The organism is Streptomyces caniscabiei, assembly GCF_014930365.1.
Classification (GTDB): Bacteria; Actinomycetota; Actinomycetes; order Streptomycetales; family Streptomycetaceae; genus Streptomyces; species Streptomyces caniscabiei.
Genome location: NZ_JABXWI010000001.1, coordinates 19,170 through 37,336 on the forward strand (window position 1 = coordinate 19,170; position 18,167 = coordinate 37,336).

Genomic DNA, 18,167 nt, shown 5'->3' on the forward strand with positions numbered 1-18,167 from the left:
GGGGTCGGGTCATGCTGACGCTGCGGAGTGTGACGGTACATCCCGCCCCCGTGTCAAACGGGAAAAGCCCGCAACGGCCACTCGAACGGTAACCCGACTACCGCCATTCCTGCCGCCCGGCGTCTGCAGCGATCCGTTCGGGGCCTATGCGGAGGGTCACATCCCGATCACCCCGGCGACCCGTCGGCACTGTCTCCCCGAGCCCCCTCAGAGGCGGGTGAGGCACCACGCGGCGAGCGCCAGGGCGGTGACCGCGGTGACGCTCGCGAGGGTCGCCGACATCACGGGACGCACCCCCTGCGCGACCGGCTCGCCCAGCCGCAGCCGCCTCGCGGTCCACAGCAGCAGCCCGCCCCCGAACAGGGCGAACACCACTCCCACGAAGATCGCCGGACCGCTCTCCATGTCCCGTCCTCCCACCCCTCGACTGCCCCGGGACGGGAGGCTGGCACGGACGGGAAGCGGGCGCGCGAACCCGAGGTGAACGCGAGGCGTCCGGACCCTCAGACCGAGCCGGGCGTGGGTATCTTCCCGGTGGTCTGCGACACGTCGGCGTTGCGCACCGTGCACACCACCTTGTTGAAGCCCTTCTTCCACTCCTCTTCGTCGGAGACCCACCCCGACACGATCAGGTCAGCGCCGGGGGCCCAACTCGACTCGAACCTGTTGGTGCACAGCTTTCCGCCCTCGGCGAGGGCGCCGGCGAAGGTCATGTTGTCGGGGGCCTGCACCGATCCGACGACCTGGTCGGTGTGCGCTTCGGCACAGTCGGTCAGCGGGGCGTCGTACCCCTTGTCCTCCCTGGTGGTGTAGTCCCAGCAGTCGCCGACGGCCATCTGCGTGGGCCACAGGTGCATGCCCACGTCACGGAGCCGGCCCACCTCGCCGCCGATCGGGACGTGTTTGCCGAGGACGAGACAGGCCGTACCGCCCTTGGCGGCGGTGAAGCCCTCCTTCGTCGGTACGAGGGCGTAGACGTCGGCGTCGGGCAGGGCCTCGGCCACCGGGTCGGCCTGGCCGGCGCAGCGCTGCGCGCCGCCGGCCCTGGCGTCGGCGGGGTCGGACGCCGTCGCTATCGCCACGACCTGGCCGTCCGGCCAGTCCTCGTCGCAGTCGACCACGCCGAGGTCGGGCACCGATGCGAACGCGGTCCCCGTCCACACCGCCTTGACGCAGTCCCCCACCTCCAGCGCCTTCTTGAGGGCGGCCTGCTTGCCGTAGGGGTACTCCGACCTCGGCGGCGACGCGAGCGTGTCCGGGGTGCCGGAGGGCTTGGGGTCGGCCTCGCCCGTCAGGTTCACCGCGGCCCAGGTCCCGCCGCCGGCCACGAGCAGCACGGCGGCCACGATCGCGACGATCGCCGCCGCGGGCGTCTTCCGCCTCGGCCCGCCGGGCGGCGGCGGGCTCCCTGCCGTGAGGGTCGGGTACGCCGCGTTCCCCGGCGGTGGGGCGCCGCCACCGCCGTACGGTGTCGACGCGTTGGCCGCGTACGGCAGCGACTGGTTGCCCACCGTGCCGCCGTACCCGGGGGCCTGACCGCCTCCGCCGCCGTACGCCGGGCTCCCGTAGGGCGTGGAGGGGCCGCCCCCGTACGGGTTGGGGCTGTCGTAGGGCCCGCGCGGCTGCCGGCCCTGCTGCCACGGGTCGTACGGCGAGGGGCCGCCCGGCGTCGCTCCCGGTGTGGGCGGGCCACCGGCGGGAGTGTTCGGGGTGTTCGGCGCGCCCGAGGGTGCGCCGGGTGTGTGCGGGGCCCCCGGGGTGTACGGCGTGCGGGGCGGACCGGGCGTGTTCGGGGTGCCCCCGAGGCCGTGCTGCCCTGCGGCCACGTACCCGGGCGGTGCGCTCGCCACGTACCCGGGTGGTGCGCTCGCCACGTACCCCGGAGGCGCGCCGGGCGTGCCGGGTGTGGCGGGAGCGCCGGGCGTTCCGGGTGTGCCGGGGGCCGGTCCGAAGGCGCCGGGGGCCGGCGCGGGGGTGGCTCCCCAGCCCTGCGGGGTCGACGCGCCGCCCGGGGCCGCCACCCGCTCCAGGCCACGTGCCACGGCCTCCGGAGAGAGCCGGCGCACGGGGTCCTTGATGAGCAGGCCGTGCAGGACGGGGGCCAGTTCACCGGCTCGGGCGGGCGGTGCCGGCTCCTCGCCGAGGAGGGCCGTGAGCGTCGCGTACTCGCCGTGCCGGTCGAAGGGGCCGCGGCCCTCGACCGCCGCGTACAGCGTGGCGCCGAGCGAGAACAGGTCGGCGGCCGGGGTCGGCGGCTCGCCCCGCGCCCGCTCGGGCGCCAGATAGCCGGGCGTTCCGAGGATGCCGGCGGTGGCGGTGAGCCGGGGCTCGTGCGACTCCGGCTGGAGCGCGATGCCGTAGTCGGTGAGCAGCACGCGCGCGTAGGGGTCGCCCGAGGCGTCGGCCGCGAGCAGGATGTTGGCCGGTTTGACGTCCCGGTGGAGTATGCCGATCCGGTGGCCCGCCGTGAGCGCGTCGAGGACGGCGAGCCCGATCCGGGCGACCTGCTCGGGCGCGAGCGGCCCCCGCTGCCGTACGACCGCCTGGAGGTCGACGGCGTCCGGCACGTACTCCATGACGATCCACGGCAGGCCCTCGTGGAGCACCACGTCGTGGACGGTGGCCACATGGGGATGGCCGCGCAGCCGGGCGGCGTGCCGGGCCTCGCTGCGGGCCCGGGCGATGCGCTGGGCGGGCTCGGTCGCGTCCAGCGGGACGTCGGGCAGGGAGATCTCCTTCATGGAGACCTCGCAGGCCAACTCCCCGTCGTACGCGAGCCAGACCCGGCCCATGCCGCCCGCGCCCAGGGTGCGCAGCAGGCGGTACCGGCCGTTGATGATCCTTCCCTGACCCTGCTCCGGCGTATCCCCCGCCATCGCGATCCCCCGATCCTCGAGACAGCGCGTGCCTCCCCCGAGGACACGTCGAATCCGTCTCTTGAAAATAGCTTCGCACCCACCACTGACAGGAGCCCTTTTACTGACCAATCCAGCCAGAGGGGACACATGCGTCCCAGTGGTGCGAATACGCCCCGTACGGCACGGGAAGGGGCGTCGGGCGGGGTACCGGTACGGTCACCGGACGGTACGGAAATCGTCACCGGGCGCGGGGCCGGACGGGCCCCTTCGCGGTGCGGGCGGGTCACCCGGCCGGTTCGAGGAACCCCTGTTCGACGAGGAGGCGGATCTGGACGGGGGTCCGGTCGCGCAGGGCCACCGGGTCCTCGCCGACGAGCTGGGCGATGGCGTCCAGAATCCGTCCCGCGCTGAGCGTGCCGTCGCACACACCGGCGAATCCGGCGCCTACCGTGTCCACCTTCGTGGCCCGGCGCATGCCGCGGTTCTGACGGAGGACCACATGCTCGGGGTCCTCGGCGCCGGGCAGTCCGACCTGCTCCTGGACGACCTCGGCGGTGAGCCGGAAGTGCGCCGCGAGGAGGGCGGCGTCGTCGTTCGCGCGCAGGTAGTCGACGCGCGCGAAGTGCTGCCGCACCGCCTCTCCGAGCGGCTGTTCGACCGGATGCGGCCACTCCTCCAGGGTGATCGAGGGCTCGGACTGCGCGGCGGCCGACTTCCGCAGCGTGATCCACCCGAAGCCGACACCCTTCACCTTGCGCGCCTCGAACTCGTCGAGCCACGCGTCGTACCGCGCCTGGTACTCGGTCACGTCACCGCGGTGGTCGCCCGCGTCCCGCAGCCACAACTCGGCGTACTGCGTGACGTCCTGGACCTCGCGCTGCACGATCCACGCGTCGCAGCCGCGCGGCACCCACGACCTGAGCCGCTCCTGCCAGTCCTCGCCCTCCACGTGCTGCCAGTTGGCGAGGAACTGCGCGTACCCGCCCTCGTTCAGCCGCTCCCCCGCCTGCGAGACGAGCGTCCGGCACAGGTCGTCGCCGCCCATCCCGCCGTCGCGGTACGTCAGCCGGGGGCCGGGCGAGATCACGAACGGCGGGTTCGACACGATGAGGTCGTACGTCTCGTCCGCCCCGACCGGCTCGAAGAGCGAGCCCTCCCGCAGCTCGACGGCGGGTGCTCCGGAGAGCGCCAACGTGAGCGCCGTGATGTGCAGCGCGCGCGGGTTGAGATCCGACGCCGTCACGCGCGTGGCGTGCTGTGCGGCGTGCAGCGCCTGGATGCCGGAGCCGGTCCCGAGATCGAGGGCGGCGGCGACGGGCGTCCGTACGGTGATGCCGGCCAGCGTCGTGGACGCCCCGCCGACCCCCAGCACGACGCCCTCGTCCCGGCTGCCGATCCCTCCGGCCCCACCGACCGCGCACCCCAGGTCGGACACGATGAACCAGTCCTCGCCGTCGGGGCCGCCGTACGGCCGCACGTCGACGCTGGCGGCGACCTCGTCCCCGTCGTCACCGACGCGAACGAGCCATCCGCTCTCGACGCACGCGTCAACAGGCAGCACGCCGTCCACGCGCGCGCGTACGACCGGTTCCTGCAACAGGAACAGCCGCACCAGCGCCTCCAGCGCCGTGTCCCCCCGCGTCGCCCTGAGCGCCGGCACGACCTCGCTCCGCGCGAGGGCGGCGTAGGCGGAGGCACCGAGCAGCTCGAGCAGCCCGTCGGCGGTGAACTCGGCACCGAGCAAGGCCTCCCGAAGCCGCACGGCGACATCGGTCCGGTCGGTGGAAGGCAGGGACGACAGCTTGGAATCACTCACGAAGCTCAGCGTAGCCGCGCCTCGCGACCCGCCTGGGCGGCACACACGCCGTATCTCGGCTCGCTCCGTCGTCACAACTGCGGGCAGTCGTGCCGCTGGGGCGGCACGGGTGGGCGCAGGCGGCGCCTCGTCACCGCCGAGCCGCGGACCCAACCCCCGACCAGCTCGACCGCCGAGCGCCCGACGCACCCGCGGCCCGCCCCGCCCGCCGGCGTGGAACCCCGGGCGCCTGATCAAGCCCCGGCCCAGCTCACCTCAGCTCACAGGCCGAGAGCCCCCGTCAGCCCTCCGAAGGCACAGCCGGCACCGAAGCCGCCCCGGAGGTGTTCGCGGACCTGCAGCTCTGCTGCTCCGCCATCGCCTGCCCGACCTCGCCCTTCTCCAGCTCCTTCAACGCGTCGCTCCCGGTCTTGCTGAGCTTCTCCAGCTCCGTCGCGACCCCTTCGAGCCCGTCCGCGAACTTCGCCTGGTCCTTGGTGTTCAGCGCGTCCGACTTCTTCTTCAGCTCCCCGTACGCCGTGGACAGCTGGTTCAGCTCGGCGACCGCGGCCTTCTGCTTCTTCGCGCCGTCCTCGACATCCGGCGCCCCGGCCTTCTGGATCGCCGTCGCCATCGCCTTGTACGCGTCGGAGATGTCCTGGAAGCCCTGGGAGTCGGCCTTCTGCACGTCCGCCGGTGCGCTGTCGTCCGAGGTCTCCTTCTGGATCGAGGCGTTGGCCGCCGCGATCTTCTTGATCTGCGGCTGCACGGAGTCGCAGACCTCCTTGGCCCAGGAGTTCAGCTTGTCGTTCGTCTCGTCGTCGCCGCCGCAGCCGGACAGCGCCAGTACCAGTACCGCACCGCCGGACAGTGCGGCCGCGAGCTTCTTGTTCACCGGATTGGTCCCTTCCATGGCTCTCGGCCCCGGAACATACACGCCGGATGGGCGGCACCTGTGTGCCGAGCACCCTCGGTGCACCGTTTTGTAACCGTTTGCACCAAGAGAGAGAAGGCTCACGGGAGCCACCGGCACGGCCGAGGGGCGGACGGCCGACGCGTCAACACGCGCCGTCCGCCCGCCCCTTGAGCTGGCCCCTGGCAGAGCCGGTCGTCAGACCGTCTACGAAACCACCGCGGGATCCGCCGACTTGGCCACCCGCTCGGAGTTGCCTTCGTCACCCACGGCGATCCCGCGCCGCTTGGACACGTACACCGCGCCGACGATGACGGCGATCGAGGCCACCGCGATGGCGACCCGCAACGCGACGCTCTTGTCCTCGCCGTAGCTGAACTGGACGACCGCGGGCGCGATGAGCAGCGCGACGAGGTTCATCACCTTCAGCAGCGGGTTGATCGCCGGTCCTGCGGTGTCCTTGAACGGGTCGCCGACCGTGTCGCCGATGACGGTCGCGGCATGGGCCTCGCTGCCCTTGCCGCCGTGATGACCGTCCTCGACGAGTTTCTTGGCGTTGTCCCACGCGCCACCGGAGTTGGCGAGGAACACCGCCATCAGCGTCCCCGTCCCGATCGCGCCGGCGAGATACGCGCCGAGCGCGCCGACCCCGAGCGTGAACCCGATCGCGATGGGCGCCATGACGGCGAGCAGACCAGGCGTGGCTAGCTCCCGCAGGGCGTCCTTGGTGCAGATGTCGACGACCCGGCCGTACTCCGGCTGCTCGGTGTAGTCCATGATCCCAGGCCGCTCGCGGAACTGCCGCCGCACCTCGTAGACCACCGAACCGGCCGACCGCGCCACCGCGTTGATCGCCAGCCCCGAGAAGAGGAAGACGACCGCGGCACCCGCGACGAGCCCGACCAGGTTGTTGGGCTGGGAGATGTCCATCATCAGGTTCATGGGCGCGCCTTCGCCGGAGACCTTCTCGCCGACGTCGTTCGCGGCCGTGAGGATCGCGTCCCGGTACGAGCCGAAGAGCGCGGCGGCCGCGAGGACGGCCGTGGCGATGGCGATGCCCTTGGTGATGGCCTTGGTGGTGTTGCCGACGGCGTCCAGGTCGGTGAGCACCTGCGCGCCTGCGCCCTCGACGTCGCCGGACATCTCGGCGATGCCCTGCGCGTTGTCGGAGACCGGTCCGAAGGTGTCCATGGCGACGATGACACCGACCGTGGTGAGCAGGCCGGTGCCGGCCAGCGCCACCGCGAACAGCGCGAGCATGATCGACGTACCGCCGAGCAGGAACGCCCCGTAGACACCGAGGCCGATCAACAGGGCGGTGTAGACGGCCGATTCGAGACCGATGGAGATACCGGCGAGGACGACGGTGGCCGCGCCGGTCAGCGAACTCTTGCCGATGTCCTTCACGGGACGCCGGGTGGTCTCGGTGAAGTAGCCGGTCAACTGCTGGATCAGCGCGGCCAGCACGATGCCGATGGCCACCGCGAGCACCGCGAGGACCCGCGGATCGCCGTCGTGGCCCGCGATCGCCGTGTCCGTGACGCCTTCGAGGTCGGCGTACGAGGACGGCAGGTAGGCGTAGACGGCGATGGCGACGAGCACCAGCGAGATCACCGCGGAGATGAAGAAGCCGCGGTTGATGGCGGACATGCCGCTGCGGTCGGTGCGGCGGGGTGCCACCGCGAAGATGCCGATCATCGCGGTGAGCACGCCGATCGCGGGCACGATCAGCGGGAAGGCCAGGCCGGAGTCGCCGAAGGCCGCCTTGCCGAGGATCAGCGCGGCGACGAGCGTCACGGCGTACGACTCGAAGAGGTCGGCCGCCATGCCCGCGCAGTCGCCCACGTTGTCGCCCACGTTGTCGGCGATGGTCGCGGCATTGCGCGGGTCGTCCTCCGGAATGCCCTGCTCGACCTTGCCGACCAGGTCGGCGCCGACGTCGGCGGCCTTGGTGAAGATGCCGCCGCCCACCCTCATGAACATGGCGATGAGCGCGGCCCCGAGACCGAAGCCCTCCAGCACCTTGGGCGCGTCGGCCGCGTAGACGAGGACCACGCAGGACGCGCCGAGAAGGCCGAGCCCCACCGTGAACATGCCGACGACGCCGCCGGTGCGAAATGCGATCTTCATCGCCTTGTGCGAGACGGCGGTGAGATCTTTTTCCGGCTCGCCTTCGGCCGGTGTCGCTTCCCGGGCCGCCGCGGCCACGCGCACATTGCTGCGCACGGCGAGCCACATACCGATATAGCCCGTGGCCGCCGAGAACGCCGCGCCGATCAAGAAGAACACCGATCGTCCGGCGCGCTGATTCCAGTCGTCCGCGGGCAGCAGCATGAGCAGGAAGAACACGACGACCGCGAATACGCCGAGCGTGCGCAACTGCCGTGCCAGATAGGCGTTCGCGCCTTCCTGGATCGCTGTCGCGATCTTCTTCATGCTGTCGGTGCCCTCGCCCGCCGCGAGCACCTGGCGCACCAGGACCCCGGCGACGACGAGTGCTGCCACGGCCACGACGCCGATCACCATGACGATGATCCGGTTGTCGTCGGTGAGCACCGCGGCTGCGAAGTTCGCGGTGTGGTCAAACCTTTGAGGGGTAGAAAGCCCCGCCATTCGTCCTCCTTGACGCTTGGGCTGAGCTCAAGATGTGGACGGATTGTAGGGAGGTGCACCTGATCAAAACAGTGCACGGGAAACGGAATTGGCCTTCACATGCTCTTCAGCAAATGATCCGGACCCGCCCACGTTACTCGAAAGAAGTAACGCCTCAAAGGCATTGACACTTGATCAATTATCAGGCGAATGATCGTGAATTCCTTCACGAATTCCGGTGTTCCGATGAACGGTGATCAGAATAGATGCCGGGAAAACACGAAGGACCCTGCTCAGCAGGGTCCTCCGCGGTACTACTTGAAGTTGTCAGGATGAACGAGCGGGGACGATCAGGGCACGACCGCGACCGACGGTGTCGTCGGCCAGGTCATGCGGATCAGCCCGCCGTTCTCGCCGACGGTGACCTCCACGTCGTCGACGAGGCCGCTGATGACCGCGAGGCCCATGTCGTCCTCCTCGACCTCGGCGTCCGCGTTCCCCGATGAAGGGTCACCGGGCACGGCGTGCGGCGCCTCGTCGCCCACCTCGATGGAGAACTGCTTCTCCTCCTCGATCAGCGACACCCGCACCGGCGCCGAGATACCGCTGCTCTGATGCAGTCCGACGGCACGGGTGCACGCCTCGCCGACGGCCAACCTGACCTCGTCGAGGACGGCCTCGTCCACTCCGGCCCTGCGCGCCACCGCTGCCGCCACCAGCCGGGCGGTCCTGACGTGCTCGGGCAGCGCGCTGAAGCGGAGTTCAACGGTGGCCATGCATCCCCCTCGGAACTACGGGCGTGCTGTCGGAAGGCCGGGCCGCGCGGACCCGGTCCTCCTCACTCGTCTGTGGCCGTCCGGGCACGGGGCCCGGACGGACGTGATCAGTCAGTGGCCGCCACCGCTTCGTCGACCGAGGTGTGGATGGGGAACACCTTGGTCAGACCGGTGATGCGGAAGATCTTCAAAATCCGCTCCTGGTTGCACACCAGGCGCAGCGAGCCCTCATGGGCCCGTACTCGCTTCAGGCCGCCCACCAGTACGCCGAGCCCGGTGGAGTCGAGGAAGTCGACGCCCTCCATGTCGACGACGAGGTGGAAACTCCCGTCGTTGACCAGCTCGACCAGCTGCTCACGCAGCTTGGGCGCGGTATAAACGTCGATTTCGCCACCGACCTCGACGACCGTACGATCGCCGACGGTACGGGTCGACAGGGACAGGTCCACGGATCCTCCAGCACCTTGCTATCGAGCGTTCGCCCCTCGGGACACCTCGGCTTGAAAGCCCCCGGGACGGTTCGCCAGCCGCGATGGCATTCAATCACTTACCGGCAGGCGTGCACGACGCCTTGGCTCCATTGTCCGTCACGCCGGTGACACACTCGATGCCGATGGCCAAGAATCACCGATCCGATCGAACCCCGACGGACACCGCCTCCAGCCCCTCGCCGGGCACGGTCCTGGACCGGCTCGCCTCGGGGCCGAGCCGGGCTTCGCGCATCACTCATACGGAGCATGTGCCCCCACGTGCGGGTCGCCATGCCGTCTGGCCCGACCGGATCCGTCCGGAAGTGGTCGCCGCCGTACAGGCCGCAGGAATCGAACATCCCTGGGCCCACCAGGCACGCGTCGCCGAGCACGCGCTGGACGGCGAATCGGTCGTCGTCTCGACCGGCACCGCCTCCGGCAAGTCGCTGGCCTACCTCGTCCCGGTCCTCTCCCGGCTCCTGGACGGCTCCGAGGCCCCCAACGGCCGCGGCGCGACCACCCTCTACCTGGCCCCCACCAAGGCCCTCGCGGCGGACCAGTGCCGGGCCGTGAAGGAACTTTCACAACCCCTCGGAAACGCTGTGCGCCCGGCTGTGTACGACGGCGACACCCCCGTCGAGGAACGCGAGTGGGTCCGCCAGTACGCCAACTACGTGCTCACCAACCCCGACATGCTGCACCGGGGCATCCTCCCCTCCCACCCCCGCTGGTCCTCCTTCCTGCGCGCCCTGAAATACGTGGTCATCGACGAGTGCCACACCTACCGCGGCGTCTTCGGCTCCCACGTCGCCCAGGTGCTCCGGCGCCTGCGCCGCCTGTGCGCCCGCTACGGCGCCGAACCCGTCTTCCTCCTCGCCTCCGCCACCGCCGCCGAGCCCTCGGTCGCCGCCCGCCGCCTCACCGGCGTCCCGGTCACCGAGGTCGCGGACGACGCCTCACCCCGCGGCGAACTGGTGTTCGCCCTCTGGGAGCCCCCGCTCACCGAGCTGCACGGCGAGAAGGGCGCGCCGGTACGCCGCACCGCCACCGCCGAGACCGCCGACCTGCTCACCGACCTCACCGTCCAGGGCGTCCGTTCCGTGGCCTTCGTCCGCTCCCGGCGCGGCGCCGAGCTGATCTCGGTGATCGCCCAGGAACGCCTCGCCGAGGTGGACCGCTCCCTCGCCCGCCGCGTCGCCGCCTACCGCGGCGGCTACCTCCCCGAGGAACGCCGCGCCCTCGAACGCGCCCTCCACTCCGGCGAACTCCTCGGCCTCGCCGCCACCACCGCCCTCGAACTCGGCGTCGACGTCTCCGGCCTCGACGCCGTCCTCATCGCCGGATACCCCGGCACCCGCGCCTCCCTGTGGCAGCAGGCCGGCCGCGCCGGACGCGCCGGCCAAGGCGCGCTCGCCGTCCTGATCGCCCGCGACGACCCGCTGGACACGTTCCTGGTCCACCACCCCGAGGCCCTGTTCGACCGACCGGTGGAATCGACCGTCCTCGACCCCGACAACCCCTACGTCCTCGCCCCCCACCTCTGCGCCGCCGCCGCGGAACTGCCCCTGACCGACGAGGACCTCGCCCTCTTCGGCCCCGCCTGCGAGGACCTGCTGCCGCAGCTGGAGGCCGCGAAGCTGCTCCGCCGCCGGGCCAAGGCCTGGCACTGGACCCGCCGCGAACGCGCCGCCGACCTGACCGACATCCGGGGCCAGGGCGGCCGCCCCGTCCAGGTCGTCGAGACCGGCACCGGCCGGCTCCTCGGCACGGTCGACGCGGGCGCCGCCCACACCACCGTCCACGACGGCGCGGTCCACCTGCACCAGGGCCGTACGTACCTGGTGCGCGACCTGGACCTGGAGGACTCCGTCGCCCTCGTCGAGCAGGCCGACCCGCCCTATTCGACCGTCGCCCGCGACACCACCTCCATCTCCGTCCTGGAGACCGACACCGAAGTCCCCTGGGGCGACGGCCGCTTGTGCTACGGCTCCGTCGAAGTCACCAACCAGGTCGTCTCCTTCCTCCGTCGCCGCCTCATCACCGGCGAGGTGCTCGGCGAGTCCAAACTCGACCTCCCTCCTCGTACGCTGCGCACCCGCGCCGTCTGGTGGACCGTCACCGAGGACCAGTTGGACGCGGCCCGGATCAACCCCGAGATCCTCGGCGGCGCCCTGCACGCCGCCGAACACGCCTCGATCGGCATGCTGCCCCTCTTCGCGACCTGCGACCGCTGGGACATCGGCGGCGTCTCGGTCCCGCTCCACCCGGACACCCTGCTCCCGACGGTCTTCGTCTACGACGGCCACCCGGGCGGCGCGGGCTTCGCCGAGCGCGCCTTCCACACGGCCCGTGCCTGGCTCACCGCCACCCGCCAGGCCATCGCCTCCTGCGAGTGCGACGCCGGCTGCCCGTCTTGCATCCAGTCCCCCAAGTGCGGCAACGGCAACGACCCGCTGCACAAACGGGGCGCCGTACGCCTCCTGACCGAACTGCTGCGCACCGCGCCGGCGGCTCCACCGGAGGACCGGGTGCCGTAGGACTCGGGGGTGCGTCGGGGCCGGGGGCCGGAGCGCCGCTCGGGGGTGACTCAGAACCCGGGGGTCGGGGTGCCGTAGGGCTCGGGGTGACTCAGAACCCGGGGGCCGGGCGCCTCAGAGCTCGGGGACCTCCCAGATCCGGCGATCGCCGGTCGTGTGTGGCTGATCGCGCAGTTCCCCGCGCCCCTCAAGGGGTGCACTGGGCGCTTCCCGGTCGGCTGCGGGGCCCGGCGGTCCCGCGCGTGCCCTGGACTCGGCGGTGAACGGGACCGTCCCCGTGGCGGCCGTGACGTCCGAGATCTCGCCCTCCACCGCGCAGCGCACCAGTCGGCCGCCCTGGGCCTGAGCCACCCGTTCCGCCGTCGCGCAGGCCCCCTCGGCGCCCTTCATCCAGTGGTCGGCGGCCGCGAGGGCGGCGAGATCGGCCGCCGCCTCCGCCTGATGCCGGATCACGACGGCCTGCCCGAAGGCGAGTACGGCGCCGAACACCGCGCACAGCACCGCGATCGCACCGACCGCCCAGACGGTCGCGGACCCTCTGTCCGCCTCACGCCCACGCCCCAGGACCGAGCGGACGCCCCCGAGCCACCGGCCGCACCACGAGAACGCGCTCACCCGCCCACCTCCCCCACCGTCTCCTCCGCCAGCGCCACAGCGGTGTGGCTGAGGTCGAGGCCCAGTCCGTCCGGCCCCGGCGCGCGGGCCGAGACCACGACCCGTACGAAGTCGCCCTGCCGTCCCACGCTCACCTCCGCCCCGTCGGGCGCCGTCCTCCGCGCTGCCGCCACGACCGCCCCCTGCGGGTCCTGCCGGGCCGCCGCCCGGGCACCGGCTCGAGCGGCGTCCACGACCTGGATCTGCGCGCAGGCGGCCAGCAGGGCCCACACGAGTGCCGTCGCGAGCAGCAGCATCACCGGCAGGGCCATGGCCGCCTCCGCCGTCACGAACCCGCCGTCGCCACCCAGCGCCCCGCGCAGCCGTCGCGACTCACGCCCCGCCATTGAGGGCCCGCCCGACGATCTGCTGCAGCTCCGCCTGGACCTGTCCGCTGGTCACCACCTTGTACAGAACCGCGGCGAAGGCCACGGCCGCGATGATCCCCACCGCGTACTCCGAGGTCACCATCCCCGCGTCCCTCCGCGCCGCCCGTACCCGGCACAGCACGGCCCGCACCACCCGAACCCGCACCGCTTCCCGCATGGCTTCCACTGCCCGCACCGCCTGTACTGCCTTGTGCATCTCAACCCCCGTGAGGCTCTGTTCCGTTGACCGCTGATGTGTTCGCTGACCCCTGCTCCGCGCCGTCGGCTGACCGCTGATGTGCCCGATGTCCACTACTCGGCGCCGTCGACCGCTTCGGCCGCCCGGCGGCGCCCGCGCGCCACGCGCCGCCGTCCACCCCGTCACCGCGCTCCTCCTCCCAACAGCCCGTCCGCCAGGCCGATGACCACCGGCAGGACGCCCACCGCGATGAAGGCGGGCAGGAAGCACAGCCCCACCGGCGCGGTGACCATCACGGCGGCCCGGCGGGCCCGCTCCGTCGCCGAGCGGCCCCATTCGGCACGGGCCTCGGCGGCCAGGCGGGCGACCGGTGCGGCGGCCGGCACGCCGGACTCGTCGGCGCGCTCCAGGAGCCGCGCCAGGGCTCGGGCACCGGGCAGCACCGCCAACGAGCGCCATGCTTCGGCGGGTTCGCCCCCGAGCCGCGCCTCGGCGGCCCCTCTGGCCAGCCGCTCGCCCACCGGACCGCGGAGGGCGTCGCCCACAGCCTGTGCGGCCACCACCGGGCTCGCCCCGGCCGTGATGCAGGCGGCCAGCAGGTCGGCGGCGAGCGGCAGTTGACGTGCGGCCTCGGCGGCGTCGTACGCCTCGCCCAGGTCCTTGCCCGCCCGCCGGGCCCTCCGCAGCCACAGCCAGGCCCCGATGCCGGCGGCCGGCCCCACCAGCAGCCCCGCGTACCCGCCGACGAGCACCCACCCGGCGCAGACCGCCCCGGCGACCGGCAACCATCGCCGAACCGCCCCTTGCGGCAGGAGACGTCGCCGGGACGGCTCGGCGGCGAAAGCGAGCACCGTGGTCAACCGGGCGCGCAGCCTTCGTCCACGCCGCGCGGTGTCGCACGACCGGACCAGCCACCACAGTCCCGCGATCACGGCGAGGGCCACCCCCAGCCTGTGGACGACATCCCCGCTCACGTCGCCTCAGCTCCCCGGACGATCCGCAGCGCCCACCACAGGCCCGCGCCCTCCAGCACCACGCCGACGAGCAGACAGGCCATCCCCGCCGTGCTGTGCAGCACCACGTGCAAGGGGTCGGCGCCGAGCGCGGTGCCCAGCAGGAGGCCCAGGACCGGAAGCCCGGCCAGCATCACGGCCGTCGACCGTGCGCCCGCCAACTGGGCGCGCAGGTCGGCCCGCTGGTCCCGCTCGGCACGCAGGGCGCCCTCCAACCGGTCCAGCCCGGCCGCGAGGCCCGCTCCCCGGTCGACGGCCACCCGCCAGCATGCGGCGAGCCCCAGCAGCCCCTCCGCGCCCGGCTGCCGTGCCGCGTCCGCGAGGGCGCCGGGCACGTCCCCGCCGAAGCGAGCCGCCGCCAGCACCACGGCGTGGGTCTCGCCCAGCCCTCCGGAGTCCCGCGCGGCCCGCGTCAACGCCTCGCCCGGCTGCCGCCCGGCCCGCACCTCCCCCGCGAGCGACGCGCACAGTGTGACCACGGCATCGCCCCGCCGCTCCCGGAGCCGACGCTCCCGCGCCGCCCGCCGCACCCGCCTCAGCAACGGCACTCCGGCCGCTCCCACGACGAGCGGCAACACCGACGCCCCGAGCACCGCGACCACCAACCCGGCCACCGGCGCCCACCACTCGGCCCCCAGCGTCCGCGCCCGGCCGACGACCCGCTTCCAGCGCGGCGGCCCCACCGCTCGGCCACCCGGCAGCAGCGCCCGAGCCCGCCGCACCCCGGCCCCTCGCCCCTCGTCCGACATCCAGGCCGCGGCCCCGGCACACAGCACGGCCACCACCCCCGAGATCTCCCCGACCCCTGTCACCGCCGCTCACTCCCTTCCTGAGGATCACCGACCCGGCCGCCCGCCCCGCCCGACGATCCGCCGTCCCGCCCGCGCACCCCGCCCGAGGCCCGGGCATCTCGACGGCGCACCCCCTCCGACGCCGCGCCGCCCCCGCCGCGCGCCCCGCCCAGAAGCAGCCCCCGCAGCCGCTCCCAGCCCCGCTCGTACACGAACGCCGCCTCGCCCCAGCGCAGGGCCGGCACGGTCACCACCAGCCCGGAACCGTCCCGTTCCAGCACGTGCACCTCGGCGATCCGGCGTCGACCGTCCCGGTCCCGTACGAGGTGCAGGACCACCGACAGCGCGGCCGCCAACTGGCTGTGCAGCGCGGCCCGGTCCAGCCCCGCGGCCGTGCCGAGGGCCTCCAGACGGGCCGGCACCTGCCCCGCGGCATTGGCGTGGAGCGTGCCGCAGCCGCCCTCGTGCCCCGTGTTCAGGGCGGCCAGCAAGGAGACCACCTCGGGTCCGCGGACCTCGCCGACCACCAGCCGGTCCGGCCGCATGCGCAGCGCCTGCCGCACCAGGTCCTGCAACTCGACGAGGCCCACGCCCTCCTGGTTCGCCGGTCTGCCCTCCAGCCGCACCACATGCGGATGGTCGGGCCGCAGCTCCGCCGAGTCCTCGGCCAGCACGATCCGCTCGCCGGGGTCGACCAGACCGAGCAGCGCGCTCAGCAGCGTGGTCTTCCCGAACCTCAGACAGAGACGCCACTAATCCGGCACACTCGGGCCATGAAGAACACCCAGACGGACGGCGCCCGGACGCGCGCGGTCATCTACTGCCGAATCTCGCAGGACAGGACCGGCGCCGGCCTCGGCATCGAGCGGCAGCGCCAGGACTGCGAAGCCCTCGCCCAGCGCAACGGCTGGGACGTCGTCGAGGTGTACGTCGACAACGACATCTCCGCGTACTCCGGCAAGAAGCGGCCCGGCTACCGGCAGATGCTCGCCGACCTCGACGACGGCACCGCCACCGTCGTCATCGTCTGGCACACCGACCGGCTCACCCGCTCGATCGTCGAGCTGGAGGAGTACATCGACCTCTCCGAGCGGCGCGGCATCGCCACGCACACCGTGCAGGCCGGGACCGTCGACCTGGCCACACCGTCCGGACGGATGACCGCGCGGATCCTCGGCGCCGTCGCCCGCCAGGAGTCCGAGCACAAGGGGCACCGCGTCGCCCGCGCCCGGCAACAGAAGGCCCTCGCCGGCGAGTGGCACGGCGGGATCCGCCCGTTCGGGTGGGGCGTGCCCACCGGCGAGACGCGCGTCAAGGTCGACCGGCAGACCGGCGAGGAGGTCGAGGTGCCCGTCCTCGACATGAACCAGGTCGTGCCCGAGGAGGCGGAGGCGCTGCGCCACTGGACGGACACCATCCTCGCCGGAGGGTCGATCCGGGGCCTAGTGAAGTGGTGCGCCGACAAGGGCATCACGTCGACGCGCGGGAACGCGGTCACGCACACCGACATGCGGGACATGCTGATGCGCCCCAGGAACGCCGGGATCGCCGTCTACCGGGGCGAGGAGGTCGGCCGGGGGAAGTGGGAGCCGATCGTCGAGGAGGCGAAGTACAGGGCCGTCGTGGCGATCCTGACGGACCCGTCACGGACGACGACTCCGGGCGCCCAGCCGAAGTGGCTCGGGTCGCTGCTGTACCGGTGCGGCCGCGGGGAGTGCCCGCGGTTCGTGTACGTGACGCAGTCCGGCGGCCGGTCGTACCCGTCGTACCGGTGCCAGGACGGGCACGGTGGCGGCCGGCGGGCCGAGGTCGTCGACCAGTACGTCGAGGACACGATCGTCAGCCGGCTGTCGGAGCCGGACGCGCACGAGCTGCTGTTGCCCGGTCCGGACGATGTCGACGTGGCCGCGCTGCAGGCCGAGGAGGAGCTGATCCGGCGGCGGATGAAAGACCTGGGCGGCCTGTTCGGTGCCGGGGAGCTGGAGCTGGAGCCGTTCACGGAGGGCATGGACACGGCCCGTGCGCAGCTCGCCGGTGTCACGCGGCAGCTGGCGCGTGCGGCGACCGTGGACCCGCTCGTCGCTCTGGTGGGGGCGCCGGATGTGCGGAAGGCGTGGCGGGCGCTGGAGCTGGACCGGCAGCGCACGGTGCTGCGGAGCCTGGTCGAGGTGACGCTGAAGACTCCGCGTCCGGGGCGGATGCCGGACGGCGGGTACTTCGACTACGACGCCGTCGTGTTCACGTGGAAGCGGGGCGGAACCACTTTCATGTGATCGCGAACCGCCCCTCCAGTGGCGGTTCGCGGGCACGTAATCACTGGACCCGTAGGACTCACGGCGTGCGCCAAGGCCGCCAGCCAAGCGAGATGCGGACACGGTTATCCGCCCTCGTCAGAGCATGGCTTGGGGCAGATCACTCCACGGCTCTTTTGGCGGGTGTCCGGTTTCTTCCCGCACCAGCCTGTCCCATTCTTTCGCCACGAATTCCACAGCATGCTCCTTCCGTGGTTCATCGTGGTCCCCGCGGGTGCGAATCCGCTCTGCATCCTCTTCCTGCGTGACTTTTGCCCAGTAACTCCGGTGCCCCCTGAGCGCGAGGATACTGAGCACCTCAGGAAGGGTGAGTTCGTACCTCGCAGACGCTCTCAGCAGTTCGTTCTCCGCCTCGTAGGTCGCGCGGATGGCGGCTCGCAAATCATCCCTCACCGCTTCTTCTTGCGCCTTCGCTCGCTGGTATCTCAGCTTCGCCGTAAGCACCAGAACATCCCCGTCTTGAGACGCCGCCTGGGCGTTGAAGAACTCATCCACTGGAACTTCAAGCGCTCCTGCGATAGCCACGAGTTCATTCAGGCGCCAAGGCCTTTCCCCACGCTCGATCTTGGCAATCTGCGTTTGCGACAGCTTGACGTCGTGATACCCGGCAGTCCGATGCTCCGCAAGCTTGTCGGCGATCTGCTGCTGAGACATGCCGAGCGTGGTGCGGATCTGTTTCAGGTTGAAGCTGGCCAGGGATTCGGTGTCGAGCCCCTCAACGGGGTGAGGTGCTTCGAGATGGATCTTCCGGCGCTCCGATTCCTCGTTGACGATCTGCATCATCTGGTGCGCCCGCTCCTCGTCGGAAGCGGCCTGCGCATCCAGTTCCTCAGGTGTCATCGCGGCACTCCTCGGCATAGTTCGTCACGACCTGAAGATACCAGGCCGT

General features: G+C 72.0%; 15 protein-coding genes and 1 pseudogene. 2 read left to right on the forward strand and 14 right to left on the reverse strand.

Annotation, left to right across the window (positions count from 1 at the left end; genetic code table 11):
• Window positions 1–207: 207 nt before the first annotated feature.
• The 7 genes from HW837_RS00095 to bldG all read right to left on the reverse strand — a co-directional run bounded on the left by HW837_RS00095 (window position 208) and on the right by bldG (window position 9,383).
• Window positions 208–405 (reverse strand): hypothetical protein, encoded by a 198-nt coding sequence (locus tag HW837_RS00095; RefSeq protein ID WP_045563059.1) that lies wholly within the window; start codon window positions 403–405, stop codon window positions 208–210.
• Window positions 406–503: 98 nt separating this feature from the next.
• Window positions 504–2,876: a serine/threonine-protein kinase gene (locus tag HW837_RS00100; RefSeq protein WP_093791102.1), complete on the reverse strand. Its 2,373-nt coding sequence runs from the start codon at window positions 2,874–2,876 to the stop codon at window positions 504–506.
• Between the two features lie 265 nt (window positions 2,877–3,141).
• Window positions 3,142–4,674 carry a DUF7059 domain-containing protein gene (locus HW837_RS00105; RefSeq protein ID WP_193379533.1) on the reverse strand — a complete coding sequence of 511 codons (1,533 nt, stop codon included), beginning with the start codon at window positions 4,672–4,674 and terminating at the stop codon, window positions 3,142–3,144.
• Window positions 4,675–4,954: 280 nt separating this feature from the next.
• Window positions 4,955–5,566, reverse strand: coding sequence for a small secreted protein (locus HW837_RS00110; protein ID WP_045563056.1), 612 nt, complete (start codon window positions 5,564–5,566; stop codon window positions 4,955–4,957).
• A 207-nt stretch (window positions 5,567–5,773) separates the two neighbouring features.
• Entirely contained in the window at window positions 5,774–8,179 is a 2,406-nt protein-coding gene (locus HW837_RS00115) for a sodium-translocating pyrophosphatase (RefSeq protein WP_045563055.1), read from the reverse strand.
• Between the two features lie 329 nt (window positions 8,180–8,508).
• Complete coding sequence (locus HW837_RS00120) at window positions 8,509–8,934, reverse strand: ATP-binding protein (protein WP_045563054.1); 426 nt, start codon at window positions 8,932–8,934, stop codon at window positions 8,509–8,511.
• Between the two features lie 107 nt (window positions 8,935–9,041).
• On the reverse strand, window positions 9,042–9,383 hold the full coding sequence (gene bldG / locus HW837_RS00125; protein ID WP_005475923.1) for an anti-sigma factor antagonist BldG: 342 nt from the start codon (window positions 9,381–9,383) through the stop codon (window positions 9,042–9,044).
• 83 nt (window positions 9,384–9,466) lie between these two features.
• On the opposite strand from bldG, the gene HW837_RS00130 reads away from it, so the two are divergent.
• Window positions 9,467–11,941 (forward strand): DEAD/DEAH box helicase, encoded by a 2,475-nt coding sequence (locus HW837_RS00130; RefSeq protein ID WP_193379532.1) that lies wholly within the window; start codon window positions 9,467–9,469, stop codon window positions 11,939–11,941.
• A 114-nt stretch (window positions 11,942–12,055) separates the two neighbouring features.
• On the opposite strand, the gene HW837_RS00135 is transcribed toward HW837_RS00130, so the two are convergent.
• From HW837_RS00135 to HW837_RS00160, 6 genes and pseudogenes are all read right to left on the reverse strand, one after another.
• The gene (locus HW837_RS00135) at window positions 12,056–12,505 is read right to left on the reverse strand and encodes an Rv3654c family TadE-like protein (protein ID WP_193379575.1); all 450 of its coding nucleotides are present in this window, start codon (window positions 12,503–12,505) and stop codon (window positions 12,056–12,058) included.
• A gap of 47 nt (window positions 12,506–12,552) precedes the next feature.
• Window positions 12,553–12,942, reverse strand: coding sequence for a TadE family type IV pilus minor pilin (locus tag HW837_RS00140; RefSeq protein WP_045563052.1), 390 nt, complete (start codon window positions 12,940–12,942; stop codon window positions 12,553–12,555).
• Window positions 12,929–13,141, reverse strand: a complete 213-nt coding sequence (locus HW837_RS00145) for a DUF4244 domain-containing protein (RefSeq protein ID WP_045563067.1) — start codon at window positions 13,139–13,141, stop codon at window positions 12,929–12,931. The genes HW837_RS00140 and HW837_RS00145 overlap by 14 nt, the downstream gene beginning before the upstream one ends.
• 203 nt (window positions 13,142–13,344) lie before the next feature.
• Window positions 13,345–14,136 (reverse strand): type II secretion system F family protein, encoded by a 792-nt coding sequence (locus HW837_RS00150; protein ID WP_193379531.1) that lies wholly within the window; start codon window positions 14,134–14,136, stop codon window positions 13,345–13,347.
• Complete coding sequence (locus tag HW837_RS00155; protein WP_045563050.1) at window positions 14,133–14,987, reverse strand: type II secretion system F family protein; 855 nt, start codon at window positions 14,985–14,987, stop codon at window positions 14,133–14,135. Before HW837_RS00155 ends, HW837_RS00150 begins: the two co-directional genes overlap by 4 nt.
• Window positions 14,984–15,697 (reverse strand): annotated as a pseudogene (locus tag HW837_RS00160) (ATPase, T2SS/T4P/T4SS family); the annotation flags it as partial. The pseudogene HW837_RS00160 and the gene HW837_RS00155, both read right to left, overlap by 4 nt.
• Window positions 15,698–15,739: 42 nt before the next feature.
• Here HW837_RS00160 and HW837_RS00165 point away from each other — a divergent pair.
• On the forward strand, window positions 15,740–17,239 hold the full coding sequence (locus tag HW837_RS00165; protein ID WP_193383309.1) for a recombinase family protein: 1,500 nt from the start codon (window positions 15,740–15,742) through the stop codon (window positions 17,237–17,239).
• A 117-nt stretch (window positions 17,240–17,356) separates the two neighbouring features.
• On the opposite strand, the gene HW837_RS00170 is transcribed toward HW837_RS00165, so the two are convergent.
• Complete coding sequence (locus HW837_RS00170; protein WP_196791474.1) at window positions 17,357–18,118, reverse strand: helix-turn-helix domain-containing protein; 762 nt, start codon at window positions 18,116–18,118, stop codon at window positions 17,357–17,359.
• Between the last annotated feature and the right edge of the window lie 49 nt (window positions 18,119–18,167).